This is a genomic window from Haliscomenobacter sp. (assembly GCF_040403615.1).
Classification (GTDB): Bacteria; Bacteroidota; Bacteroidia; order Chitinophagales; family Saprospiraceae; genus Haliscomenobacter.
This window is the reverse complement of sequence record NZ_JBBAKG010000087.1, coordinates 1-25,380: the sequence shown is the minus strand read 5'-3', so window position 1 is coordinate 25,380 and position 25,380 is coordinate 1. Positions and strand designations below refer to the sequence as shown.

At 46.1% G+C, this 25,380-nt stretch carries 19 protein-coding genes, 1 tRNA gene and 1 pseudogene; 12 read left to right on the top strand and 9 right to left on the bottom strand.

What is annotated here, in order from left to right:
- From ABW391_RS21995 to ABW391_RS21980, 4 genes and pseudogenes are all read left to right on the top strand, one after another.
- A pseudogene (locus ABW391_RS21995) lies at positions 1 to 576 on the top strand (hypothetical protein); the annotation flags it as partial.
- Positions 577 to 643: 67 nt separating this feature from the next.
- Entirely contained in the window at positions 644 to 1,828 is a 1,185-nt protein-coding gene (locus ABW391_RS21990) for a thioredoxin fold domain-containing protein (protein ID WP_353484071.1), read from the top strand.
- 168 nt (positions 1,829 to 1,996) lie between these two features.
- On the top strand, positions 1,997 to 3,115 hold the full coding sequence (dnaN, locus tag ABW391_RS21985) for a DNA polymerase III subunit beta (protein WP_353484070.1): 1,119 nt from the start codon (positions 1,997 to 1,999) through the stop codon (positions 3,113 to 3,115).
- 40 nt (positions 3,116 to 3,155) lie between these two features.
- On the top strand, positions 3,156 to 3,617 hold the full coding sequence (locus ABW391_RS21980; protein ID WP_353484069.1) for a hypothetical protein: 462 nt from the start codon (positions 3,156 to 3,158) through the stop codon (positions 3,615 to 3,617).
- Between the two features lie 25 nt (positions 3,618 to 3,642).
- Here ABW391_RS21980 and ABW391_RS21975 read toward each other — a convergent pair whose 3' ends face one another.
- The 4 genes from ABW391_RS21975 to ABW391_RS21960 all read right to left on the bottom strand — a co-directional run bounded on the left by ABW391_RS21975 (position 3,643) and on the right by ABW391_RS21960 (position 7,577).
- A complete protein-coding gene (locus tag ABW391_RS21975; RefSeq protein ID WP_353484068.1) occupies positions 3,643 to 4,632 on the bottom strand; it encodes an META domain-containing protein in 990 nt (329 codons plus the stop codon).
- Positions 4,633 to 4,701: 69 nt separating this feature from the next.
- On the bottom strand, positions 4,702 to 5,637 hold the full coding sequence (locus ABW391_RS21970) for a universal stress protein (RefSeq protein ID WP_353484067.1): 936 nt from the start codon (positions 5,635 to 5,637) through the stop codon (positions 4,702 to 4,704).
- A 113-nt stretch (positions 5,638 to 5,750) separates the two neighbouring features.
- Positions 5,751 to 6,650, bottom strand: a complete 900-nt coding sequence (locus ABW391_RS21965; RefSeq protein ID WP_353484066.1) for a TraB/GumN family protein — start codon at positions 6,648 to 6,650, stop codon at positions 5,751 to 5,753.
- Entirely contained in the window at positions 6,651 to 7,577 is a 927-nt protein-coding gene (locus tag ABW391_RS21960) for a DUF3137 domain-containing protein (RefSeq protein WP_353484065.1), read from the bottom strand.
- Positions 7,578 to 7,691: 114 nt separating this feature from the next.
- On the opposite strand from ABW391_RS21960, the gene ABW391_RS21955 reads away from it, so the two are divergent.
- Entirely contained in the window at positions 7,692 to 9,608 is a 1,917-nt protein-coding gene (locus ABW391_RS21955; protein ID WP_353484064.1) for a serine hydrolase domain-containing protein, read from the top strand.
- Positions 9,609 to 9,712: 104 nt separating this feature from the next.
- Here the strand turns inward: ABW391_RS21955 and ABW391_RS21950 are convergent, their stop codons facing one another.
- Both ABW391_RS21950 and ABW391_RS21945 read right to left on the bottom strand, forming a co-directional pair.
- On the bottom strand, positions 9,713 to 11,212 hold the full coding sequence (locus ABW391_RS21950; RefSeq protein ID WP_353484063.1) for an OmpP1/FadL family transporter: 1,500 nt from the start codon (positions 11,210 to 11,212) through the stop codon (positions 9,713 to 9,715).
- A gap of 129 nt (positions 11,213 to 11,341) precedes the next feature.
- Positions 11,342 to 12,769 carry a hypothetical protein gene (locus ABW391_RS21945; RefSeq protein ID WP_353484062.1) on the bottom strand — a complete coding sequence of 476 codons (1,428 nt, stop codon included), beginning with the start codon at positions 12,767 to 12,769 and terminating at the stop codon, positions 11,342 to 11,344.
- Between the two features lie 260 nt (positions 12,770 to 13,029).
- On the opposite strand from ABW391_RS21945, the gene proS reads away from it, so the two are divergent.
- A complete protein-coding gene (gene proS, locus ABW391_RS21940; RefSeq protein ID WP_353484061.1) occupies positions 13,030 to 14,499 on the top strand; it encodes a proline--tRNA ligase in 1,470 nt (489 codons plus the stop codon).
- 44 nt (positions 14,500 to 14,543) lie between these two features.
- On the opposite strand, the gene ABW391_RS21935 is transcribed toward proS, so the two are convergent.
- The 3 genes from ABW391_RS21935 to ABW391_RS21925 all read right to left on the bottom strand — a co-directional run bounded on the left by ABW391_RS21935 (position 14,544) and on the right by ABW391_RS21925 (position 18,471).
- Positions 14,544 to 15,452, bottom strand: coding sequence for a pseudouridine-5'-phosphate glycosidase (locus ABW391_RS21935; protein ID WP_353484060.1), 909 nt, complete (start codon positions 15,450 to 15,452; stop codon positions 14,544 to 14,546).
- A 207-nt stretch (positions 15,453 to 15,659) separates the two neighbouring features.
- Entirely contained in the window at positions 15,660 to 16,148 is a 489-nt protein-coding gene (locus ABW391_RS21930; protein ID WP_353484059.1) for a Fur family transcriptional regulator, read from the bottom strand.
- 97 nt (positions 16,149 to 16,245) lie between these two features.
- Positions 16,246 to 18,471, bottom strand: a complete 2,226-nt coding sequence (locus tag ABW391_RS21925; protein WP_353484058.1) for a RelA/SpoT family protein — start codon at positions 18,469 to 18,471, stop codon at positions 16,246 to 16,248.
- Between the two features lie 374 nt (positions 18,472 to 18,845).
- Between ABW391_RS21925 and ABW391_RS21920 the strand changes: the two genes are divergently transcribed.
- The 6 genes from ABW391_RS21920 (at position 18,846) to truA (ending at position 25,092) form a co-directional block, all read left to right on the top strand.
- A tRNA-Leu gene (locus ABW391_RS21920) sits at positions 18,846 to 18,927 on the top strand.
- Positions 18,928 to 19,094: 167 nt separating this feature from the next.
- Complete coding sequence (tig, locus tag ABW391_RS21915) at positions 19,095 to 20,531, top strand: trigger factor (RefSeq protein WP_353484057.1); 1,437 nt, start codon at positions 19,095 to 19,097, stop codon at positions 20,529 to 20,531.
- 136 nt (positions 20,532 to 20,667) lie between these two features.
- Positions 20,668 to 21,378, top strand: coding sequence for a ClpP family protease (locus ABW391_RS21910; protein WP_353484056.1), 711 nt, complete (start codon positions 20,668 to 20,670; stop codon positions 21,376 to 21,378).
- Between the two features lie 48 nt (positions 21,379 to 21,426).
- Positions 21,427 to 22,704: an ATP-dependent Clp protease ATP-binding subunit ClpX gene (gene clpX, locus ABW391_RS21905; protein ID WP_353484055.1), complete on the top strand. Its 1,278-nt coding sequence runs from the start codon at positions 21,427 to 21,429 to the stop codon at positions 22,702 to 22,704.
- 345 nt (positions 22,705 to 23,049) lie between these two features.
- Entirely contained in the window at positions 23,050 to 24,186 is a 1,137-nt protein-coding gene (locus tag ABW391_RS21900; protein ID WP_353484054.1) for an ATP-binding protein, read from the top strand.
- 159 nt (positions 24,187 to 24,345) lie between these two features.
- A complete protein-coding gene (gene truA / locus ABW391_RS21895) occupies positions 24,346 to 25,092 on the top strand; it encodes a tRNA pseudouridine(38-40) synthase TruA (protein WP_353484053.1) in 747 nt (248 codons plus the stop codon).
- The last annotated feature ends 288 nt before the right edge of the window (positions 25,093 to 25,380 follow it).

Sequence of the window (25,380 nt, the reverse complement as noted above, 5' to 3'; positions counted from 1 at the left end):
TGTAGCCCGGTATGCCCTGCTGGATTTGTAGACATTGGGGTGTCTTGTACAAAGCCAAGTTATGGCAGGGGTGCTGGCACTGTGCCCAAGAACTGCCCCGCAGGGAAAGTAAACCAGGCGGGCCTGTGTTATGTACCATGTCCCGCTGGATTTAATGGCGTAGGCCCCGTGTGCTGGGCCAACCAGTGCCCCAATGTTTTCCCTGCTCGGTGTGCTGCCGGTTGTGCTCGCTCTTCTAATGCTTGCATAAAGGCCGTAGTGAGCCAGGTGACGACTCCCCTCGAAATGGTAGCCAATATTGCTGGCATTGCCCTGTCAGGTGGCGGTTCTGCCGTGGCTAAATCCGCAGCAGTGACCAGTGCCAAAACCATTGCCAAAGCAAGCATCAAGAGCCAAATGATCCGTAAAGCAAAGGAAATGGGCAAGGAGTTGCTCGAAACTGCTGCTGAAAATGCTGCTTCTACAGTTTATGAAGCGCAATTGACTGGTGAATTCAGTTGGGAAGACCTCGATCCAACTGGCGTAGCCAATGTTGTAAAAGCGTTTAATAAACCTTTGTGTAGAGACTTCAAATAATCACAACCTCCATCGGAGGGCTGAGCAGCATCGAGTTACTCAGCCCTCTTTCAAAAATCCATGAAATATGAAAAGGTCGTTTTTTGCGCTGTTGAGCTTTTTACTGCTTCACACTGGTTTTGCACAAGGCATTCAATTTGAGTCAGCTGAAAATAGTTGGTCAACCATTCTGGACAAAGCCCAAAGCGAAAACAAACTGATATTTGTAGTGGCCTATTCCTTATCCTGTCACAATTGTGAGGATATGCAAAAAAAGATATATCCCGCCGAGCAATCGGGAGCGGTCTACAACGGCAAATACATCAATGTTCAGTTGGACATGGACAAGGCCGAGGCCAATGACTTTGCCAATAAATACGGCATTATGGCCTATCCAAGTTACCTGTTTATTGATGGGAAAGGTGAGCTAGTACATCGTGCAATGGGAAAGATGACCATGGAACAATTTGCAGCGATGGGCGCAAACAGTACAGATACAGCGCACCAGTTTTTTCCATTGAAAAACCGATTTTTCCAGGGCGACCGATCTCCGGAATTGCTCAAAAGGCTGACTCTAATGGCCATGGATTTGACCGACTACGACTTGCTGGGCAGCGTATATGAGGCTTATTTTTCTACCCAGGAAAACTGGCTCAGCAAGGAGAACATGGAAATCCTGTTGATGGGCTTAAAATCTTCCGAGCAAAGTACCTTTCCCTTCTTGCTGAAACACAAAAAGGACTTCATCGAAGCTTATAGCGAGGCCAAAATATTCAACCTGATTGACGAGGTGGTTATGAACAGCATGAGTCTTTATTCCTACAATTACGAGCAACGGGACTTTGATCTTACGCTGGCCAAAGCATACGGACTCAAATATTTGCCCGCTGACTTATTTGATCAATACTGGCTTTTGTTTAAGATCAATCAGAACATGATGAAAAAAAACAGCTCCGAGCTACTGATCAATGCAACCCGATATTTTGACCAGTACCCTTGCTTTAGCGGCCATCTATACAACAATGTCGCCCTCGCTTTTTACGAAGAAACGAAAGACAAAGTGTATTTAGAAAAAGCACTTTCCTGGGCATTGAAAGCCGTTGCGATCAAAGACATGTTTCAATACAATGACACTGCCGCTGCCCTCTGTTTCAAATTGGGCAATAAAGAACAAGCTAAAGTCTATGCGCTAAAAGCCATTGAAAAGGCCAATGAAACCGGGGAGGACGCCTCCGAGACCAAGGCATTGCTGAAAAAAATAGAAAATTTGTAGCCATGAGGGCAACCTCTGGTCTGGTTTTCTACTTTTATTTGTCAAATATCCACCTGGAGACCCTGCGTTTTCCACAAAGTGTTAATTATTTGCTGGCAAAAAGTCCGGGATAAGCGTTACTTTTGTCTTTTAACCTAAGTAACTTACCCGGAAAAAGGCCTACACTTTATGAAGTTCAGCGTATCATCATCAGAATTATTGAAGCAGTTGCAAGTTGCTGCAGGTTCGATTGGTTCCAATCCAGTTTTACCCATTTTGGAGGATTTCCTGTTCAACATTGCGGAAAACAAGCTCACCATTTCGGCAACCGATTTGGACACTGCCATTACGACCCAAATGGACGTAGTAGCAGATTCAGACGGAATGGTGGCAGTACCTGCCAAAATCCTGCTGGATACGCTCAAGGCACTGCCCCAGCAGCCCATCACTTTTTCGATTGACGAGAATACGTTTGCCATCGAAATCACGTCGGCTTATGGCAAATACCGACTTTCGGGTGAAAATGGCCAGGATTTTCCGGCTATTCCTGAGCCGGAAGCAGAAGACGATACGATTACGTTGCCTTCCAACGCACTGATTCAGGGCGTCAACAAAACCCTGTTTGCCACCAGCAATGACGAGTTGCGCCTGGCCATGATGGGGGTGTATTTTCAGATAGATTTCAGCAAGATCACAATGGTGGCTACCGATGCCCACAAGTTGGTGCGTTACACTTTCACCGATTTGAACAGTGAGGTAAGTACTTCATTCATTTTACCCAAAAAAGCACTAAACCTGATCAAAAACGTTTTGCCCAGCGGTGAAGAGGTCAAAATGTCATTCAATAAAGCCAACGCGTTCTTTTCTTTTGGCAATACCCAATTGGCTTGCCGCCTGATCGATTCGCGTTACCCTGATTATCACGCTGTCATTCCTGCCGACAATCCCAATTTGTTGACCATTTCACGGGCTGATTTCGCCAGTTCCCTAAAGCGGATTGCCATTTATGCCAACAAAACCACCAATCAGGTGATCTTGAATGTAACGCCCGGTACTTTGATTGTTTCTGCCCAAGACCTCGATTTTTCCAACGAAGCTACAGAAAAACTAAGCTGCACCTACGATGGTGATTCACTGATGATCGGTTTCAACGCTAAGTTTTTGCTGGAAATGTTGAACGTATTGGAGTCGGATGAAGTGCGCATGGAGTTGTCTACGTCTACCCGTGCAGGCATCCTGCTGCCCGTAGAAGAAGTACCTGGCGAAGACATCCTGATGCTTGTAATGCCGGTGATGTTGAGCAATTAAGTTGTACTCATCACAAAAACGTATACCCAACAAACCGTCGATGAAATACATAATCATTCTGCTGTGCACGGCTGTTGTCGTGCTGGCAGCTTGTACAAAACAAGCAGAACTCCCCAAAACACCAGAAGAGGTGGTCAAAGCCTACCAGGCTTATTACGACCAAAACAGATTTGCAGAGGCCAAACTCCTGAGTACCACTGCGGAGCAAAAACGCCTAACCGATCTAGCCAGGATGATGGAGTCCGAATCGGCAGATTCTACCCAATTAACTACCGTTTTTTTGTCCATCAAATGCCGCACCAAAGGCGATTCCGCTTTTTGCAAGTGCCGGTGCAAAGACCAATACGAAACTTACAAGACTGACTTTGTCCTGCTGCGCAGCCAAAAGCAGTGGCGGATTGATGCCCCCAGAGAAGAGCGGTACGAGTTTGACAACTCGGACATCGAAGGCGTAGTCGATACCTTATTTGACCTGATCGATGTAGAGCAACAGCAGCAATAACTTGAGTGTATTTTTATTTGCTCCCTTACTTCAATTTTTCCAACGGGTAATCCGCCTTTTCTGCCCGCAAGGTAGGCGAAGGTTGGTAAGATCCATCCGCAGCTTTGACAAAAACCCGAATCACTTCTTGTCCGAGTTGGCCTTGAGGCGCGCTGATTTGGCGTACGATGATTTCTGCATTCCCATCCCGGTCAAGGTCTTTTAACCAGGCATCTTGTTGGATGTTTACCGATGGATCGTCGTTGGCCAGAGCAAGGGGCATTTCTACTTGCAATTTGCCGTCTTTGAGGGTATACAAGGTGATGGAGTTGGAACCTTTGTTGCCGGGCACTCGAAGGATGTACATGTCGTCCAGTTTTCCGATGGCATAGGCACCCAATTGAGTAGCCTGGCGGAAAATTGAAGTACTCGAAGCATCGAACAGTTCGTACATATTGGGCGTGATGGTTTCTCCCACAAAAGGGTAAACATCGATGTTGGTACCTATCAGGATGCTGTACAAGTGCAATTGATTGGGTTTCAAATCTGAAAACAGATTGAGTAGCTCGGATATATCGGCCACACCTGCACTTTCGCTGCCCGTAATGCTGGCCAGGGTTCTTTTGCTGAAACTCAGTTTGGTACCATCTGTACAAATTATACTGAGGATTTCATCCGATAAGTTACAGGTTGCGGCCTTCTTGATGGCGCTTACAAAGCGGGCATCCCAGTTTTCATTGTCGCAAAACTTTTCGGTGGCAATTACTTGTCCTACTTTTATTTCATCCTTGTCGATGGAATATTCTGCTGAATAGGTATTACAAGTCGCTTTTCCGGTCAATTTACCTTCCAAAAAAGCCATGTTGATTTTTAACCCGGCAGGAGCTGATTCTTTTTTGCCATTGGTTTCAATCATGAAAAAGTCCCAATCGGTGGCGTCCAGGTTGGCGGCGAGGTTAGGTTTGTCATTTTTACAGCTCGTAATCAAGCAAATCAGGATCAACAGCGTACTGGCACAAGCAATCGAAAAGCGCATAACGTCAATTTTTCCGTAAATGTAGGGGCTTACACAGGAAAAACCAACAGGTCTAATTAATATTACCACCTACTTTACGACCAGGGTAGGAATATTTTGATTGAGGGTCAGTAGTTTTTCGGTTACGCTGCCCAAGAGCAACAGTTGCACTTTGGAATGCCCTTTTGCGCCCACCACAATCAAATCGGCATGATGGTCTTCGCAAAACTGGTACAGAAAAGCACCAATGTTTCCGTATCCCTGCTCAATCAAAGCCATCTCAATATGTTCTTTATCGTTCGCGAATGGGCTGAGAAAATCCTTGAAAGCGGCCATGCGGTCTTCTTCCATCAACTGCTTGAGGGCTTCATAGGAGTGGCGTACTTTATAGGAAAACACGGCAGGCAATTCAAATACATTGACGCAGATGATTTTGGCTTTTTCCTCCAAACTCCGATTGATCCCGACGGCCAACTCAAGGGAACGCAACGAATGTGGCGAAAAATCGACAGGTACCACAATGGTTTTGAGCGAAGCCTGGCTTTTTTCTGGGATGATCAAGGTATTGCCGCTCGACTTCCGGACAAGGTTGCGTGCCAGGATACCATGGTTGCCGCTGCCCGAACGCTGGCCAACTACCAAAAGATCTGCTCCTGAGATTCTGGCTTCCTGCAATACTTCTTCCAGCGGATTGCCATTTTTGGTAGAAAAGTGCACCAATGGGCCATCTTCAGCATCCAGGTATCCAGCTACCTTCAGGCGCATTTCTTCAACGATCTCGTCCTGGTGATCGAAGCTTTTCATTAAATTTTGCATGTTCTGCCCAATGTCGGTGAAATACAAATCCAGTTTGGGCAGTACGTGCAAAAAAGTAACGGATTTAGTGGGCAGGAGCTTCGTCATGAATTGCAAAAAACGCAGTACCGACTCATCTGCCTTCCCCATTTCCAAAGCTGCAAGCAAGTAGTTGACTTCAAAGGGCTGAACTACTGACTTAACGTTCTCCAATGCTGTTGGTACGGACATAGCTGCTGTAATTTTGACGAACCTGAATTGGTTTCAACGTCTAAATTACCAGAAGATAAAAAAAACGGCATTGAGCGAAATCAAGCCTTAAGGATGATTTTTGTACTGTAATTTTATTTGACTGGTTCCACGGTATATCCAGCTTTTCTCAAGAGTGCGATAACGCCCTTCTCGCCGCCCAAATGCCCGGCGCCTACCGCAAAAAAAGTAGGTTGACCTTGCATCATTTTCTCCATAACCGGGATCCATTTGCGGTTGCGGTTTACGAGTAACAGGTCGTTGTAATTGCCCGTCCCGCCTTCATCATTTACCATGTCTTGCATGCCCTGGATGTCTTGTTGCTTGTACAAATCCACCATTTCGGCAAATTGGGAATCACTGGATTCGCCACCTCCTTTGATGCTTTCCAACAGCATTTTGGCCTGTACCTTGTAGGGAATGCTATCGAACATGCTCATTTGGAAAGCTGCTGTTTCCAATCCTTCTACGTTTTTTTTCTGTTTTTGAGCCATCTCCAAAAACTCCATTTCGTAAGATACGATGTCCTCTTTTTGCCCGCCTTTACCCATCATTGATTCAGGATCCATGGCAGAGAGAAACATGGGTTTGATGCGGTTCAACAGCATCATGGGCATACCGATTTGCTGAAAGTGAGCTTCCACCTGGGTGTATTCTTCCTTGGTCAAGAGGTCTTTGAGGGTGGTATCATTTTTCATAAACGATTGCATCAACAGCGGGACCAAGGCCATGATATTGTTCATTTCTTCCATGTCGATCTCAAAAGCCACTTGTTTGGCTTGATCGAAAGATTTTTTGGTGCCTTCGGTCAAAAAAAAGTCTTTCTTACCGATCATGTGGATCGTTCCGTACAAAAAGGAAGCCTGATTCAGGTTTTTCCCCTTGATTTCCCAGATCAGGGATTTCTCTTGGGGAATGACGGCATTGGATGTTTGGGAATGTCCCATGGAAATACATCCCCAGATAAAAACAACAGCGGTGAATATACTTTTCATTTAATGTGTTTTGTCAAAGTCTTCAACAATGGCCAATAGGAGGGATACATCCTCCAAAAAACTGCGAATGAGTTCAAAACTGAGGTTGGAGCGCCAAATGTAAGGCTCCATCAAATCACGCGGCTCGGTAACGGCCAAAAAAATGTGCTTGCCCAAAAAGGAGAAATACATCTCTTTGCCCGTGAATTCGCAGTAGGCTACGATGGCTTCCTGCATTGGTTCCGAAAGAATGCCCGCTACATGCGTATTGGATGCAGCATAGGTAACAAACATCTCTCGAAAAGGCTCATACAGGATTTCGTCGTCGGTATTGTAGGCATCCAGCCAGGTAAATTCTTTGATAGAGCGTAAAAAATACTGCTTGAGGTGCCGCGGCCAACAAGCAACTTGCCCGGAAGTCTCCTCCGCGAAAATGGCGTGCAAAAAAATACCCTTGAATACGTTTTGCAAACCAGTTCCAACAACGGCATTCTCTTCTACATTCAACTCGCAAAGCTCAAAATCCATCTCTCCAACGCGCCCGCTGATGAAGTCTTCACCCTCAAAAATAGCAGGCTTGCAAACGAATAATTTACTGGCAAAAAAAGTACCTTTTGACAGCGATTTTTCGGGTTCGTACTTCAATTGGCCAATATTGGGCTCTTCTTGCATAAAGTTGAGCACCAACTTCATGATGTGGGGCTTGAAGGTTTGCAAAAATTGGCGAATGCGGTAACCCAAAAAAATCAGGTAAAACACAATCGGTATCGCCAATACCAGGGTGAAAAGCAGAATGTTGACATAAAACTCAAACAGGATTACGGTCAACAAGAGCACCCCGGAAAAAATCAGCAAACGCAGCAGCCTGATCCGCTTGCGCTCCATCCGCATCAGCTCGGGATGAATGGTATGGTTGTAGTAAATTCGAAACTTGTCGAGCTGTCGCATAAGAAAATCAAAAGTGTAGGATCAAAGCTAATAAGAAAACCGCTAAATTCTCAATGCTTCGTTTCCGTTCCTTATTAAGTCTTGTGTACCTTTGATCCAAAATTCAAACGAACAATGAGTTGCCTTCATTATCTCCCTAGAATCACTTTTCTGTTTTGTTTCATTTTCATTTGTTCGCTGAGTCTCAACGCACAAATAAGATTGTTTGCCAAAGACAGCACCCTGTTTTTCCGTTTAGACACCGTTATTGAGCAGCAACGCAGCGAGCAAGAGGTAATCGGCATGGCCGTTACGGTGGTCAAGGACGAAAAAGTGATTTACAGCAAGGGCTTTGGATACGCCGACTGGGAAACCCTGCGTCCGGTCACAACCGAATCGGTTTTTCGTTGGGCCTCCATGTCCAAATCAATCACTGCATTGTTGGCTTTTAAAATGCAGGAGGAAAAGTTGCTCAATCTGGAAAACTCGGTTTCCATGTATGTCCCTGATTACCCTTACCCAATGGTGAAACTAAAATACCTTTTGCAAAACCGCAGTGGACTGGGGCACTACACCGATTTGAGCAAAACCTACCCGCAATGGGGCAAACGCCTGTTGAGTTACCCCTCTCGTGACACCTTCAATGCCAAAGCCACAGTCGATATTTTCAGGGAAGCTCCCTTGGAATTTCAGCCAGGGGAACGGTTTTTGTACTCTACTTTCGGCTTCATCCTGGCAGGTGCCGCCCTGGACGAAATCGGTCGAAAAAACCTCAACAAAGGGTATCTTGAATTGGTCAATGAGCAGATCCGCAAACCGTTTGAGATGAACTCCCTCGAACCGGATTACCAATTCAACAACAACCCCAATGAAGTGTCTGGGTATTACCTGGACAACGATTGCGACATTCAAACCCGCAAGGACGATGATGTGAGCTGGAAACTCTCCGGTGGGGGGTTTCAATCTACCATCGGCGATTTGGGCAATTACATCAAAGCATTGATGGAACGCAAATTGCTCAAAAAAGAAAGCTACGAACAAATCTGGACCAAGCAGCCCGACGCCGATTATGCTTATGGATTTGATGTGCGCGGAGAGGGCAAAACCTTCCGCGTAGGCCACTCTGGAAGTCAAAATAAAACCCGTACCATCTTCATTATGTACCCTGAACTCAAAATCGGGGTTGGCGTAATGTGCAATTCGGAATGGGCCGAACCCGAACTGATTGCAGAGCAGGTACTCAAAGTTTTGGGAGTAGACGTAGAGGCGAAAGAATTCATCCGCAATTGCAACGAAAAAGCCAAATCTGCCTACAATTACCTCGGTATCTGGCAGGAAGGAGAGCAAGCTCAAGTGATCCGCAAAGGGTATGCCACCCGTCAGTTTCAGGCCGAGGCCAAACAACTCAGCGCACTGGGCTACAACCTGACCGATGCGGATTCTTACCTCGACAAAAAAAGCGTGCGCCGCTGGGATGGCGTGTTCAATCAAACCTCCGCCAAATCAGCCTTCATTACCCACCAAAGTTCGGATAGTTTCTTACTAAAAGTCAACGCACTGGCCAAAACTGGCTGGCACCTGGTAGACGTTGAAACCTACATTGCCAGCGACCGCAGAATGTGGGCCGGAGTCATCGCTCAAAATGCCCCTAAAGCTACGTTCATACTGGATCAAGACACGGAAGTGTTTCAGAAAAAGTATGAAGACCTGGCCAAGAAAGGCCTACGCCTGGCCGATTTCAAAACCTATTGGAATGGACAAAAACGGCAGTGGGCGGGAGTATTTGTACCCGGCAACGACAGCCATGCGTTTTTTAAATCCCTCACCAGTGAGGGGTTTGTCCTGAAAAATAACGAACTCAACAAGCAAGGATTGCAACTGCTGGATGTGGAGGTATATACCCTCAATGGTCGGGAATATTGGTCGGGTGCCTGGCGGGAAGAAAAAGACAAGTACCAGGTGCTGCGCAACGGCAACTATTGCATCCAGGAACGCAACGGGAAAGCGCTGTCCAAACAAAAAATGGAATTGATAGACTGGGAACGGTATTGATGTGCAGTTAAAAAGCAATTGCGATTCGACGTATACTAAACTTTGAAAGTTTAGTATACGTGACCCATTTAAAATCGGCGATTAATTCCACCCTATTATTCGCATTAAAATTTCACTCCTAAAGTGAAAATCACATTGCCAAAAGTGTATTTGTTTTCCACTTCTTGCAATGGCGCATTTTGCGTAAGGTATGGATAGTATGTTTCCGTAGTTGTGGTGCGGCGGTAAGCCAAATCCAGAAAATAATCATCCTTGCGATAGCCTATGCCTGCACTTATTACGGTGCTGCGGCTATCGTCGTTCTGAAATATTGAGGGCAAAACGCCATATCCAGCACGAATACGCAATTCGCTAAAAACCAGCTCTCCGCCAATGCGAACATTGGTTACCGATTGCAGTTGGTTGCTGATCTCGCCATTCACTTTATCTTCTGCACCCTGATAATCTTTGTACCCGAATTTATTGCTGCTGTAGTTGACATGCTCGATTTCGGTACTGATGAATCCCTGCTTGCCAATGATCAATCCCGCTCCGCCCATGATGCGCCAGGGAGTGGTTTGGGTATAGGAAAACGTTCCTTCCCGAACGGCTTGTTTGCCCAAAAAATCCCCTTGCTCGCGGCGATCCGAAAAATAATTGTTGTCTAGGGTATAGGTGTAGTCGTCGTTGAATGCAAATACCGTGGGGGTATGCACTGCTGCCGACAAGCGCAAGTTTTGATTGGGTTTGAAGATGATGCCCAATTTTGCATTGATGCCCACGCCTCTGGTCAGCAGGTTTTCCTGGTATTTCAGATCGGTGAAATAAGGCACCGCTCCTCCCGCAGCAAGACTGTCGTCTTTTTCGGTGTAAATTTTTTCAGAAGAGTAAGTGGTCGAAGGCAGATTCATGGAAAAACCAATGGAGAATTTATCGTTGTAGTTTCCAGCAACAGAAAAACCGATTTCTGACAAAGACCCCCGACTAAACAAGGTTTGTCCACGCAGCAAATTCGCTTTAGGATTCAGATCATAATCCACTTCGTAAATGCCGTCGTTGGCAGGATCGAAATCATAAATGGAACTGGCTTCATTGGCCAGGCTGGTTTCAAAACCCTCTATGCCTTCTCCGCCGTTGGCCAATTCCTGAAAACGCTGTGACAAAGAGCCTCTGGAGCGACCTTGAAAATTAAACGCTCGATTGTAATTGGCCAAATGATTGATGGTGATCCCAAAATTGACGTTGGTCCATTTGGCAGAACGTGGGCGGGTTACAAACACGACACCAAAATTGTGGATGTTAAAAGCCGAGCGGGTATCTGCGGTTGTGGTGTTGCCTTTGCCGCTGAGCAAGCGCGAGCTGGTATTGTTTGACAACAAGCTTGGCGTAACCGTGTATTCTGAACGCCGAAACATACCCAAACCAGCAGGGTTACTGACCACAGCCGATAGGTCGGCACCAATGGAACTCATGGTATTCCCTACACCTACGTTTCGGGCAGTACCACCATATTCAAACTGGGAATAGCGTACAGCGTCGCCAACATTCTGGGCAGCGGCGACCATCGTCATCAGCGAAAAAACTACGCTCCACACTACAATGCGGGGTTGCGAATTGCGCTTCATAGCAAGGTTTTTATTTATCGTTTTCAAAACCGAGGATAAAAAAAGGTGGACACCAGCGAACCCGATCTCCACCTCCAAAATATGTCATCTGGGCAATTCATCAACAAGAATTAACCAGATGGTGATCTCTTATTGTCTGCCTCCAGAATTGCTTCTGCCTCCTGAAGAAGAGTTGCCTCCACCACTAGGACTTGGGCTAGGGCTACTTGGGCGACTATTGCCACCGCCTGATCCACTATCAAAACTGCGCGGATTTGAAAACGAACGATTCGAATCAAAGCCATTGTTTTGAGAAGGCTGGTTGCGTGGAGAATCATAGCTTCTTGGAGCAGTATTCTCGCGGCTGCGCTCGTAAGAACGATCAGGCGTATAACTGCGTGAACGTTCGATGCCACCATTGTCTGTCGAGCGAGGGGCATTGTAGCTGCGCTCTGGCGTATTGTATGAGCGGGTATTGCCATTGTCCTGCACTCCAGCGCGACGCTCAGGGTTTACGGTTGAGCGGTCATTTGAGTAGCTACGATCCAAATTGTCCTGGCGACGGCCTCCACTGAATGGATCTACAGCACCCGGAGTACGGTTGGTATTGTAATCTGTGCGATTCAGGTTTTCGCGAGCATCGCGGTAACGGTCTGCATTGTTGGGAGAACCAACCGTATTGCGATCCTGATCAGGCGTTACGGTACGTGGATTTGCTCCAGGCACGGTTCTGTTCGGATCATAGCTGGGTGATGCTTCCAATTTGCGGCCTCCGCTGTAATCTGGGCGTGTAGTACCTGGATTCGACTTGATGTCAGGCTCGTTGGTAAATCTTGGCGAACGACCATTTGGATTGTCGATGCCAGGCTGAGAACCTACGCCACCACCGCCATTGCGAGGGCCGTAGTACACATTGCCCCGGTTGTTGTCGTTGCGGTTGCTGTTGTAGTTGTTGTTGTAAAAATTATTATTGTTGTAGTAATAATTGTTACCCCAGGATGGCGTGTTGAACCAGTTGTTTCCGCAGTAAGGGGATCCCCATCCCCAATTGTTCCAGGAATTCATACGGTTGAATCCAAATCCCATTCCAAATCCTGAGTTTCCCCAAAACGGATCAAAAGAATTCCAGGAATTCCAGCGGTTAAAGGGGGAGTAGCCACCGTATCCAAAAGAGTTGAATCGGTTCCAACTGCTCCAGCGCTGTAGACGATTCCAACCATAATAGCCAAACGGATCGTCATAGATCAGCGTCGCAATACCTGGGCGAGCGAAAGCATCATAGTAATACGCGTCTACATAGATGGGATCGTAATACCCAAATCCAGTATATGGCCGGTGAAAACGGCGAATACGGGAAGTGTAGAAATAGTCGTAATCTTCATCGTCATACGCCTGGTCAGAATCGGAATTCTGGCTGTAGGTCTGTGAAGACACCGCCGGATTTGCTTTGCGTTCCGTGGTGTTGCGATTGGTGTTTCGCTCCGGGTCGTAATACACGTCGTCATATTGCGCGAGTGCGCTAGTGGCACTGATCCCGAAGAGCAACAACAGCGTTGTTAGTTTCATCAGCAATTTCATATTCAAAAATTTAACTTGCGGAATTATTGATGTCATTGTCACGTTATTTACAACATCGAAATTATTACTTTTGCGCCACACTTGCTGTTAAAAGAATGATAAAGTGTAACTTTCAAGGCGTTAAAGTTATTTTTTGACGTTTTAACAAGTGTTAAAATTAGGGATTTGGTGGTTTAGCATTCAGAAATTTAGCGATTTGCAGCATTATTACAGAATTTCTAAATGCTCAAAACAGCCAGACTCTAAAACTACAAAAAATTATGGCAAAGGAAATTACTTCAAGAAGCGAGAACTATTCCGACTGGTACATTGACATTGTGAAACGAGCCAACCTGGCCGACAACTCGGCAGTGCGCGGATGTATGGTGATCAAACCGTATGGCTTTGCGATCTGGGAAAACATTCGGGATCAGTTGGACAAAATGTTCAAAGAAACCGGACACGTCAATGCATACTTTCCTTTGTTCATCCCGAAAAGTTTTTTGAGCAAAGAAGCCCAACACGTTGACGGCTTTGCCAAAGAATGCGCGGTAGTGACCCACCACCGCCTGATGAATGCGCCTGATGGCAGTGGCATCATCGTGGATCCTGATGCAAAACTGGAAGAGGAACTCATCGTACGTCCTACTTCTGAAACCATTATTTGGGATACCTACCGCACCTGGATCAACTCTTACCGCGATCTGCCTTTGCTCATCAATCAATGGGCCAACGTAGTGCGTTGGGAAATGCGCACGCGCTTGTTTTTGCGCACCACTGAATTTCTTTGGCAGGAAGGGCATACCGCCCATGCCACCAAAGAAGAAGCGGTTGAAGAAACCCTTCGCATTCTGGACATTTACACCACTTTTGCGGAAGAATTCATGGCCATGCCGGTCATTCGGGGCATCAAGACGGCCAACGAACGCTTCGCTGGTGCAGAAGAAACTTATTGCATCGAGGCTTTGATGCAGGATGGCAAGGCATTGCAGGCGGGTACTTCCCACTTTTTGGGCCAAAACTTTGCCAAGGCCTTTGAGGTGAAATTCCTCAACGAAAACAACCAGCAAGAATTCGTTTGGGCTACTTCTTGGGGCGTATCCACCCGTTTGATGGGGGCCTTGATCATGACGCACTCTGACGACGACGGCCTGGTGGTGCCACCCAAATTGGCGCCTACCCAGGTGGTGATCATTCCAATTCCAAAACCTACTCCGGTCATTGACGAAGTGGTGCAACAAATCATGACTGCATTCAAGGCCAAGGGCATTCGGGTCAAGTACGACAAGGACATGAAAAACCGACCTGGCTTCAAGTTTGCCGAGCACGAATTGCACGGCATCCCCGTACGTTTGGCCATTGGCGAACGCGATTTGGCCAACGGGCAGGTCGAGGTGGCCCGCCGGGATACCAAAGAAAAATCTCAGCAACCGCTGGAAGGTATTGAAAATTACATCGAAGCGTTATTGGTAGATATCCAAGATAATCTGTTCAATCGGGCTAAGGCCATGCGGGATCAGCACATCACCAAAGTAGAGAACTTCGTTGAATTTGAAGAAGTCCTCAACCGCGACATTCCCGGATTCATTTCTGCGCATTGGGATGGTACAACCGAAACCGAAGAGAAAATTAAGGAATTGACCAAAGCAACCATCCGCTGCATCCCGCTCGATGCAGTAGCCGAAGATGGGGTTTGTGTCCTCACGGGCAAGCCTTCACAGCGCAGGGTGCTTTTTGCTAAAGCGTATTAAGACATACTGAACGGGAGAAGAAGTTGACTTTTCTCCCGTTTTTTTCACCGCAGGTACGATGCAATTTGCGCCGCCAATCGGGCATTGCTGAATACCAGCTCGATATTGGCATCCAGGCTTTTTCCGCCCGTAATCTGTTCGATCCGCGCCAGCAAAAACGGAGTGATGTCTTTTCCTTTTATATTTTGGCCATTTGCTTCCCCCAAAGCTTGCTGAATAGCCAGCTCAATAGGGGCGTATTCCATCTGGAATTGTGCAGGAATCGGGTTGGCAATCACCACACCACCTTTCAATCCCAATTGCCATTTGATGGTCAGGATATTGGCCAGTTCTTCCGCCGAATCAATGGATTGGTCTACCCGAAAACCACTGTGTCGGGTAAAAAAAGCAGGAAAATCTTCGGTTTGGTAACCCAGTACTGGAACGCCCTGGGTTTCGAGGTATTCCAGGGTAAGTCCCAGATCGAGAATGGATTTGGCACCAGCACAAACCACGGCTACACTGGTACGCGCCAGCTCTTGCAAATCTGCGGATACATCCATGGTTTCGGCTGCACCGCGGTGTACCCCCCCAATGCCTCCAGTGGCAAAAACCGGAATGCCCGCCAAATCGGCGATGATCATCGTGGCAGCCACGGTGGTTGCGCCGTTTTTGCCCTGTCCGATCACTACGGGCAGATCGCGGCGGCTCACCTTGAGTACCGAAGTACCCAATTTTCCCAGGTTGTTGATTTCTTGTTTGTTCAAACCCGCCTTCATGCGGCCATTGATGATGGCGATGGTGGCCGGAATGGCCCCGTTTTTGCGTACGATCTCTTCAACCTGCCAGGCTGTTTCTACGTTGCGGGGATAGGGCATTCCATGTGAAATGATGGTGCTTTCCAGCGCTACCACGGGTTGTTTGGAGCGTAGCGCTGAAGAAACTTCGGGCGACAGGTCGAGGTATGGGATCATATGGGCTTTGAATTTTTTTTTCCACCACCTAAGGCACCTCAGACACCTAAGTCTCACCTAAGTTATGGTTTCTAAGGTGAATCTAAGGTGTCTGAGGTGCCTTAGGTGGTGGAAACGGGAGCAGCGAAGCTGCAAGCATAAACGAAAAAATATAAAAACTCAATTCATAACTCCTTCTTAAAAAGACCAATGGTGCAAAATTCAACTTCATGAATTCTCTTCTTTCGGCTTTGCTGCAGTACGCTCACAAGCTCCTTCACAATGCCCGTACAAATTGAGCGAGTGGTGCATGACTCTGAATTTGAGCAATTCGCCCATCATATTTTTGATGTTTTGGATGCGGGGGTCACAAAACTCCAATACTTTTCCACAATCCACGCAAATCAGGTGGTCGTGTTGCTTGTAACCGTATGATTTTTCGTACTGAGCCAGATTTTTGCCAAACTGGTGCTTTTTCACCAAATCACAATTGACCAGTAATTCCAGGGTGTTGTACACAGTGGCGCGGCTTACCCGGTAGTTTTGATTGGTCATGTGGATGTACAATCCATCGGCATCAAAGTGATCGTTGCGCTTGTAGATCTCTTCTAATATAACGTAGCGTTCCGGCGTTTTCCGCAGGGCGTGTTGTTCCAGATGCGCCGAGAAAATACTCTTTACTTCGCGGATAATATCGTCAAGTTTGTTGTCGGACATTTTTTTTGTTTTAATTTTTGGGCTTAGAGTTTTAAGTTGCCCCCGATTTTTTGCTTTTTTGAGAAAAAATGTGGGTAACCTAAAACTCAAAACCAAACTAGCTCACCCTAGTAACAGTTGAAATATTCTCCAGGTTTTGCAATTCTTGAATCGCGCGCTCCAACTGTTCCGTATTTTTCACCATTAATTTTACGGTTCCTTCAAAATAGCCTTCATCGCCTTCGATGCTAAACTTGCGGATGTTGAGTCCCAACTGCGTGGAAAGCTGGTGGGTCAAGCGTTCGATCACCCCAACGCCTTCATCAATTCCGATGATTTTGAGTTCAGCCAGAAAACTGACATCGTTGGTGATGACCCATTCTGCCTTCATGACGCGATAGCCGTACTGCGCCATCAAATGTAGTGCATTTGGGCATTTGGAGCGGTGAATTTTTAAACCAGCGCTGGCTGTCAGGTACGCAAAAATATCATCGCCTTGCACGGGGTTGCAACAAGTGGCAAAGGTGAATTCAAACCGCTCGGCAGGCTCGCCATTGATCAACAAGCGGGCTTTTACGCCTGGTTTGCGCAATTGCAATTGCTCTTGCTGAACCTCCGTTGATTCCGTTAAGGGCTTATGGATTTCGGTTTCGATTTCAACCAGCTTGCTGTGCTCGACCTTGAATTTGCGAAAAATTTCAGGTATCGTTTTGTCTTCGATGGCCAGCATGTAGTACAAATCTATTTTTGAACCCAGGCTGTAATACTTAGTCAGCGTTTCCACACTTTCTTCAAAATCCACTTTGAGGTTGCGCAATTTGCGCTCGAGGGCTTCTTTGCCAATTTCCCCTTTGCGGCGACGCTCCTCTTTCATTACCGAGCGGATTTTGGCTTTGGCCTTGCCAGTGGCTACCATTTTGAGCCAGTCTTCGGTCGGTTTTTGATTTTTGCTGGTAAAAACCTGAACCTGATCGCCACTGATGAGTTTGTACCCCATGGGCACCAACTTGTTGTTTACCTTGATGGAGATACAGTGGTAACCAATATCGGTGTGGATGTTGAACGCGAAATCCAGTGCGGTGGCGCCTTTGGGCAGCATTTTCATATCGCCTTTGGGCGTATATACATAAACCTCCTCCTGAAACAAGCTGTTGTTCTTGAAGTCGGTCATGAACTCAATGGCATCGCTGTTGGGATCATCCAGCACCTCGCGTACACTGTCCAGCCAACGCTCATACACGTCGGGTTGGTTGCTCACCCCTTTGTACTTCCAGTGCGCCGCGTATCCCCGTTCCGAGATTTCGTTCATCCGCTCTGTGCGAATTTGCACCTCTACATAGCGTCCACCCGGGCCGATCACCGTGGTGTGTAAAGACTCATAGCCATTGGACTTGGGCATGGTGATCCAGTCTTTCAGGCGTTCGGGTAGGGGAGTATGCACATCCGTTACGATGGAATACGCCTGCCAGCATTTGAGCTTTTCTTTTTCTGGGGGGGCATCCACTACAATCCGAATGGCAAACAGGTCATAGATTTCTTCAAAAGGTACTTTTTTGGTATTCAGCTTATTCCAGATAGAATAAATGGATTTGGGGCGACCCAAAACCTGTGCTTTGATTTTGGCCTCTTCCAGTTTTTGCTTCAAGGGGGCTATAAACTCTTGAATGTACTGCTCCCGGTCGCGTTTGGTTTCTTTGAGTTTTTCGGCAACCTGGCGGTAATTTTCTGGATCGATGATCTTCATGCAGAGATCCTGAAACTCCGTTTTGATGTTGTAGAGCCCGAGGCGGTGAGCCAAAGGCGCATACATGTAACTCGTTTCTGCCGCAATCTTCAATTGTTTGTGGCGGGGCATCGAGCCGAGGGTACGCATGTTGTGCAAACGATCGGCCATTTTGATCAGCACGACGCGTACATCTTCCACCAGGGTGGAAAGTACCTTCTTGAAGTTTTCGGCTTGAGGGCTTTCGGCATTGTAGGCGTTGTCCAGTTTGGTCAATCCATCTACAATCTTGCGCACCCGGTGTCCAAAATCCAGCTCAATTTCATCCAGGGTAATGTCGGTATCTTCTACCACATCGTGCAACAAGGCACAAGCAATTGCGGTGGGCCCCAGCCCGATTTCTTCAGCACAAATGCGTGCAACGGCGATGGGGTGTAAAATGTAAGGTTCACCCGATTTGCGTCGTTGCTCGGAATGAGCCTGCACCGCTATTTCATAAGCTTTGCGGATCATCTTGCGGTCGTCTTCATCCATATCGGATTTGATCGACCGCAGCAACTGCCGATAAGCATCTTGAATCAGCTTCTTTTCCTCATCCTGAATTGTCAGTAGCTCTGCCATAGTGGCCTCTTTTTTCTGGTTTTCTATTCATGGGAATACTCAAAATTCTCGCTTAAGCCAAGTTTACAAAGTTAATAAAAAATTTAGCCCCTTGTACCCGGTTTCAAAAACAAATATTCGAGTCTGAATCACTGAAATTACAAAAAAGATTTTATCTTTGCAACGCTTTTTTAAAAAGGGATGCCCAAAGGAGGGCGTAGTGTTTAAAAAATGCTTTTTTAGGTGTTTTTGCACTTAGAATGACGCAAAAAATTACTTCCCGATTTTTTTAGAGGGTTTTGAATAGGAAGCTCACTTGAAATGAAGCGTTCGACTTCCTATTCAAAACCCAAAATCGGGAAGTTAATTTTTTTTGCGTTACCTAAATCCAGTCAGCGGGTATGGCGAAATTGGTAGACGTGCCAGACTTAGGATCTGGTGCCGCAAGGCGTGGGGGTTCGAGTCCCTCTACCCGCACATTATATATAACGTATTGCGAAGCAAAATTGCTGACTGCATGGAGTTAACTTTTAGCATTGTTGTAAGGAAAGCTCAGTGGCTTCTCCTGATGACAATGCTATTTTTGATTTTACATTTCTTTTTACCTGCTCACTTTTTTGAATTTCTATAAATCTATTGCGATTATGCCGAATGTTGTCAGAGAGGAAATCGACAATCTAAATTCCGTACTCACCATTGTTTTGGAAAAAGCGGAAGTAGAAAACAAACTGAAAACCGAACTCAGTAAATACCGTGAGAAAGCGCAGATGAAGGGTTTCCGCAAAGGGAAAACACCAGATGCCATGTTGCGCAAGCTTTATGGAAAAGGCTTGTTGGCAGACATTGTAAATGATTCTTTGCAGCGCCAGCTTTACGATTACATCATCGAAAATAAACTGGAAGTACTGGGTCAACCCATGCCTTCTGAAAATCATCCAGAAGTAGACCTCGATCCGCTTCAAGTTCAGGATTATACGTTCAAATTCGATTTGGGCATTGCCCCTGAATTTGAAATCAAAGGCATCGACGCCGCCAGCGAGTACGAAAAGTATGCAGTTGAAATTGGCGATGAACGGGTCGATGAAGAGTTGGTGAAAGCGCGCAAGCGTTTTGGCAAACGGGTGGTATCCGAAGCGGAGATTTTTGCAGAAGACATGGTCAAACTTCAATTGGCTGAGTTGGAAGCGGACACCGTCAAGGAAGCGGGCATCCAAAATAATTTCAGTTTGTTGCTCGACAATGCCGAAGACGGCGCCAAAGCCATTTTGACGGGACACAAAGTTGGGGATACCCTCAAAATGGACGTTTTCGAGTTGGAAAAAGACCGCGACGAGGCTTTCGTACGCCGTTATTTCCTCGGACTTGAAAAAGAAGATGACCGGGAAATCACCGAACGGGTATACCAAATCACCATCGAAGAAGCCAGCCGGATCGAACCAGCGGAGATGGGTGAGGAATTTTACAACACCTACTTTGGCGAAGGTCGTGTAAGTACCGAAGAAGAAGCCCGCGAAGCGATTCGGAAAGATTATGGTCAGTTTTTCGACCAGCAAGCCAACGCGCTGCTGTTTCGCGATATTCAGGAAAGATTGTTGGCTGAAAACCAATTGCCTTTACCCGAAGCATTTTTGAAGCGCTGGATTTTGACTTCCAACGAAAAAGCAACGCCAGAAAGCGTGGAAGATGGCTTTGAAGCGTTTGCCAAAAGCTTGGAGTGGTCTTTGATCCGCAACAAGGCCGCCCGTCAATTTGGGATTCAGGTAACGGAAGAAGACCTGAAAAATTACTTTGCCAATCGGGTACTCTCTTATTTTGGTGGTCAGCTCAGTGACATGAGCATGATCAACGGAATGGTAGACCGGTTGATGCAGGACGAAAAGCAAGTTGATCAAGCCGGGGATGAAGTAATGCTTGATAAGTTGCAAGCAGCAATCAATGCGATTGTGACCCTCAACCTCAAGCCCGTTCCCGAAGAAGAATTCCTCGAAATCATCCGCCAGGCCCAAGCCGAGGCTCAGGCGCAACAAGCTGCGGCTGATCTGTTGGGCGATGGGGATGATGATGATTTTGAAGAAGAATAAATAAGCCACTCAGAAGCCCGGAAGGCCGGTATTGCCGCTTTTCGGGCTTTTGAATCGTATTTACAAATACGAAATATAAGCCTAGGTTCAACTCTTGTTTGTTGGGCGATGTTATATCCTGAAAAAATCATAAACTATGTTTCACAAGGATGAATTTATGAAGTATGCTACCAAGCACCTTGGTATGAGTAGCATGCACCTTGAAAAGTACGCGGAATTATCTACCGCCTACGCTTACCCCAACATCCAGGCTTTCACGCCACAGGTGATCGAAGAGCGTCAGATGAATATAGTGGGAATGGATGTTTTCTCCCGTTTGATGATGGACCGCATCATCTTTCTGGGCGTACAAGTTACTGATTATGTAGCCAACGTCATTCAAGCTCAACTGTTGTTTCTGGAATCTACCGACCCCAAGCGTGATGTGCAAATGTTCATCAACAGCCCCGGTGGGTCTGTTTTTGCTGGTTTGGGAATGTACGATACCATGCAGTACGTTCAGCCGGATATCGCCACGATTTGTACAGGTATTGCTGCCTCTATGGGCGCAGTGCTGTTGTGTGCTGGTACCAAAGGCAAACGTTCTGCTCTTAACCATAGCCGTGTGATGATTCACCAACCTCTTGGTGGCATGCAAGGCCAGGTTACCGAGATGGAGATCTACTACAAGTTGATCAAAGAGAATCAGCGCGAGCTTTACGAGATTATGGCTCAACATACTGGCCAGACTTACGAGAAGATCAATCAGGATTGCGATCGCGACAACTGGATGACTTCTACCGAGGCAAAAGAGTATGGTTTGATTGATGAAGTATTGGTACGCAATAATCCGCGGAATAATTCTTAATTTTAGTTTTGGAGCGCGATACGATTCGCGCTCCGAAACTAATCAGTGATGAAAATGCGCAACAAAGGCAGACAAACGTATAATTGTTCCTTCTGTGGTCGGGATAAATCCGAAACGCAAATGCTTATTGCGGGCATCAATGCGCACATTTGTGAGGTTTGTGTAGAACAAGCTTACGATATTATTCAGGAAGAGCTTTACGATCGCAAAAATCCCAACGCCGAAACACCGGCACCAAAAGAAAAAGGCAGCAGTCATTTTCAGTTCAATCCGTCTGTTACGCCCCGCGACATCAAGGTTCACCTGGATCAATACGTGATTGGCCAGGATGATGCCAAAAAATTCCTCTCCGTTGCAGTTTACAATCATTACAAACGCCTGGGGCAACCCAACACGGATGATGTAGAGATTGAAAAATCCAATATCGTACTCGTTGGACGCACGGGAACAGGCAAAACCCTCTTGGCCAAAACGATAGCAAAATACCTCAATGTACCTTTTGCCATTGTAGACGCAACCGTGTTTACCGAGGCTGGTTATGTGGGCGAAGACGTAGAAAGTATCCTTAGTCGCTTGCTTCAGGTATGCGACTACGACGTATCTGCTGCCGAACGTGGCATTGTATACATTGACGAGATTGATAAAATTGCCCGCAAAGGCGATAACCCCTCCATTACCCGCGATGTATCGGGCGAAGGGGTACAACAAGCCCTGCTCAAAATGCTGGAAGGCACCGATGTAAACGTACCGCCCCAGGGTGGCCGCAAGCATCCCGAGCAAAAACTGGTTAAAGTCAATACCGAAAACATCCTTTTCATCTGTGGGGGCGCTTTCGATGGCATTGAAAAAATCATTGCCCGCCGGGTCAACACCCAGGTGATTGGTTTCAAAGCCAGCGAAAAAGAACGCATCGACCGCGACAACCTACTACAATACATTACGCACCAGGATTTGAAAGGTTTTGGTTTAATTCCAGAACTGATTGGTCGCTTGCCCGTGCTTACTTACCTGGATCCACTGGATTTGCCTACGCTCAAACGCATTTTGGGAGAACCCCGAAACTCACTGCTGCGCCAATACCAGAAGTTGTTCCAGTTGGAGGGAATCGAAGTGACCTTTGCCGAAGATGCCATCGAATTCATCGCGACCAAAGCCCTGGAATTCAATTTGGGTGCCCGTGGCTTACGCTCCATTTGCGAAGCCATCATGACCGATGCTATGTTTGAATTGCCATCTACTCCAGATGTACGGAAATTGGTCATCGATGCCGATTACGCGCTGGAGAAATTGAGTAGGTCGAAATTGGGACAGTTGAAAGCAGCATAAGGTTGAAAAATTTTGGATAAAAATATAAAACGGGAAGTAAGGCGGTGGTTTTACTTCCTATTTTTTTAGACCAAGCTTCCTGATTGCTTTATTAAACCTGAGTTGCTTCACGAAGCAATTGAAACTGTATTTATTTATGATATAATAGGTGGTAATAATGCCATAGCCAAAGGAAAGGAATTTGTTAGAGAGGTTTTGGAACAATCAATAGACCACAACAAAAGATAAGCATCCAATAACCCGATCCAACCCTGATGTGAAATGTCGAATTTTTTCCTATTTTTAAAGGTACAGTCTCAAAAAAAGTACCTATTTTTGAGACTATACCCTTAAAAATAGGAAAAAATGATCATAGAGCGAACACTCTTGACAAAAATAAAAACCAAACTGAGTACTGGAAAAGCCATACTCATCTTGGGACCTCGCCAATCTGGTAAATCAACCATACTTAAAGAAATTGCAAAAACTTCGCCACTGAAAAGCTTATGGCTGGACTGTGATGCACCCAGAACCCGCTCAGAATTAGAAAAGATAGAAACAGTCAGCCAAATGGGAGACCTTTTTGGCAGTGCTGAAATGATCCTGATTGATGAAGCACAAAGAGTGAAAGACATTGGTATTTTACTCAAAATTGCCACTGATAACTTTCCAAACATTCAGTTGATGGTCAGCGGTTCCTCGGCTTTTGAATTGTCCAATAGCATCAATGAACCACTTACAGGACGCAAATGGGAATACATGCTGTTGCCGTTTTCTACTCAAGAGCTAGCCGAGCATCATGGTGCGTGGGAGGAACGAAACAACTTGCATCGACGATTAATTTTTGGAATGTACCCTGAAATAGTAATGAACCCTGAAGATGAAATAGAATTACTAAATTCGTTAAGTACCAGTTATTTATACAAAGATGTTTTTTCGTTTATTGACCTAAGGAAGCCAGAAATTCTGGAAATGCTACTCAAAGCACTAGCACTCCAACTCGGGTCAGAGGTATCTTACCACGGGTTGTCCGACATTATTGGTGTAGACCACACTACGATACAACGCTATCTAGATCTTTTGGAAAAAACCTTTGTGATATTCAGATTGAGTGGGTTTAGCCGTAATCTCCGTACCGAACTCAAACGCAGTCGTAAAATCTTTTTTTATGACAATGGCATTCGCAATGCGCTCATTGGGGCATTCCAGCCGCTAGAACTAAGACAAGATGTTGGGGCGCTTTGGGAGAATTTCCTGGTGAGTGAACGCAGAAAACGCAACCTACACAATGGCTATTTTCGCAACAGTTACTTTTGGCGCACTACTGAACAGCAAGAACTTGATTATTTGGAGGAATACAATGGTCAGCTCTATGCATACGAATTCAAATGGAACCCCAAAAAAACTGGACGTTTGCCCAAACCTTTTGCAAATACCTATCCTGATGCCCGTTTTCAAAACATCAATCCAGATAATTATTTTGACTTTTTGATGCCAGAATAATTTCAATTTTTCAAGATACAATCAAAAACGCCAATACCCGTCCACGTCAAAAGCGTGGCAACAGGCAATGCCATTATTAGAAAAAAGACGGACAAATTCTACCCGCTGGGAAGTGGAAATGTTTAATTTCACTTCCCGTTTTGATTTCAATCAACCGCCATGCCACGCTACTTCATCGAACTCGCCTACAATGGCACCCACTACTTCGGGTGGCAACGCCAACCCGGCAAAACCTCCGTGCAGCAAACCCTGGAAGACGGGATGAACACCATTCTGAGTACAGAATTAGAGATCACCGGCTGTGGCCGCACCGATACAGGCGTGCATGCCAGGCAGTATTTTGCCCATTTTGATTTTGAAGGTTCATTTCCAGTAGAATCTGAGCGCCGCCTCAATAAGTTTCTGCCCAAAGACATCGCCATTTTCCGCATTTTTGAGGTGCATCCCGATGCCCACGCGCGGTTTGATGCTTTTCAGCGCAGTTACGAGTACCACCTCAGCTTTCGCAAAAATCCTTTTGCGGAGCATCTGGCTTATTTCTATCCTTTTGTGCAGCAGCCCGACTTTGAATTGATGCAGGCCGCCGCGGTCTTGTTATTGGATTACAGCGAATTTGCACCTTTTTGTAAAAGCAACCACGATGCCAAAACCATGATTTGTCAATTGACCCGCGCGGAATGGATCTTTGATGCAGATGGTCAGGGAGCGGTGTTTCACATTACTTCTAATCGTTTTTTGCGCGGTATGGTGCGCCTGATTGTTGGGATGTGTATTGGGGTTGGGACTGGCCAGATCAGTCTGGACGAACTCCGTTCCGCAATGAACGAACAAACGCGCTTAAAAAAAGCGACCAGTGCGCCACCAGATGGCTTGTATTTGGGGGATATTCAGTATCCTTTTTTGTGATTTTTCCTTTACATAGTAAAAAATTAAATAATTACAAAACTTTTTTTTGTTTTTTCATTTTGTGCATTATCTTTGTCGTCATATGAATACTAACCTATCCCAAAAGGTAACTATAGTCAAATGCTTCAAGGTTCATTCAAGAACCTAATCATCATCACTTCACACGGATTAATTATCTACCCTTTTAATTTTGTCATAGCTGAATCGGCTTTACGGTCAAACTTTTGACCTAGTAATTGCTTTAGGCCTGCCTTCTCTGGGCTAAATAATCACTTTAAAACGCATGGA

Excerpts from the sequence above, each read along its gene's own strand:
- ABW391_RS21965 (WP_353484066.1), bottom strand. The coding sequence starts at position 6,650 with ATGAAAAGTATATTCACCGCTGTTGTTTTTATCTGGGGATGTATTTCC.
- ABW391_RS21950 (WP_353484063.1), bottom strand. The coding sequence starts at position 11,212 with ATGAAGCGCAATTCGCAACCCCGCATTGTAGTGTGGAGCGTAGTTTTT.
- ABW391_RS21935 (WP_353484060.1), bottom strand. The coding sequence starts at position 15,452 with ATGATCCCATACCTCGACCTGTCGCCCGAAGTTTCTTCAGCGCTACGC.
- tig (WP_353484057.1), top strand. The coding sequence starts at position 19,095 with ATGCCGAATGTTGTCAGAGAGGAAATCGACAATCTAAATTCCGTACTC.
- ABW391_RS21955 (WP_353484064.1), top strand. The coding sequence starts at position 7,692 with ATGAGTTGCCTTCATTATCTCCCTAGAATCACTTTTCTGTTTTGTTTC.
- ABW391_RS21975 (WP_353484068.1), bottom strand. The coding sequence starts at position 4,632 with ATGCGCTTTTCGATTGCTTGTGCCAGTACGCTGTTGATCCTGATTTGC.
- proS (WP_353484061.1), top strand. The coding sequence starts at position 13,030 with ATGGCAAAGGAAATTACTTCAAGAAGCGAGAACTATTCCGACTGGTAC.
- ABW391_RS21930 (WP_353484059.1), bottom strand. The coding sequence starts at position 16,148 with ATGTCCGACAACAAACTTGACGATATTATCCGCGAAGTAAAGAGTATT.
- ABW391_RS21970 (WP_353484067.1), bottom strand. The coding sequence starts at position 5,637 with ATGTCCGTACCAACAGCATTGGAGAACGTTAAGTCAGTAGTTCAGCCC.
- ABW391_RS21900 (WP_353484054.1), top strand. The coding sequence starts at position 23,050 with ATGATCATAGAGCGAACACTCTTGACAAAAATAAAAACCAAACTGAGT.
- truA (WP_353484053.1), top strand. The coding sequence starts at position 24,346 with ATGCCACGCTACTTCATCGAACTCGCCTACAATGGCACCCACTACTTC.
- ABW391_RS21910 (WP_353484056.1), top strand. The coding sequence starts at position 20,668 with ATGTTTCACAAGGATGAATTTATGAAGTATGCTACCAAGCACCTTGGT.
- ABW391_RS21945 (WP_353484062.1), bottom strand. The coding sequence starts at position 12,769 with ATGAAATTGCTGATGAAACTAACAACGCTGTTGTTGCTCTTCGGGATC.
- dnaN (WP_353484070.1), top strand. The coding sequence starts at position 1,997 with ATGAAGTTCAGCGTATCATCATCAGAATTATTGAAGCAGTTGCAAGTT.
- ABW391_RS21980 (WP_353484069.1), top strand. The coding sequence starts at position 3,156 with ATGAAATACATAATCATTCTGCTGTGCACGGCTGTTGTCGTGCTGGCA.
- ABW391_RS21960 (WP_353484065.1), bottom strand. The coding sequence starts at position 7,577 with ATGCGACAGCTCGACAAGTTTCGAATTTACTACAACCATACCATTCAT.
- clpX (WP_353484055.1), top strand. The coding sequence starts at position 21,427 with ATGAAAATGCGCAACAAAGGCAGACAAACGTATAATTGTTCCTTCTGT.
- ABW391_RS21990 (WP_353484071.1), top strand. The coding sequence starts at position 644 with ATGAAAAGGTCGTTTTTTGCGCTGTTGAGCTTTTTACTGCTTCACACT.
- ABW391_RS21925 (WP_353484058.1), bottom strand. The coding sequence starts at position 18,471 with ATGGCAGAGCTACTGACAATTCAGGATGAGGAAAAGAAGCTGATTCAA.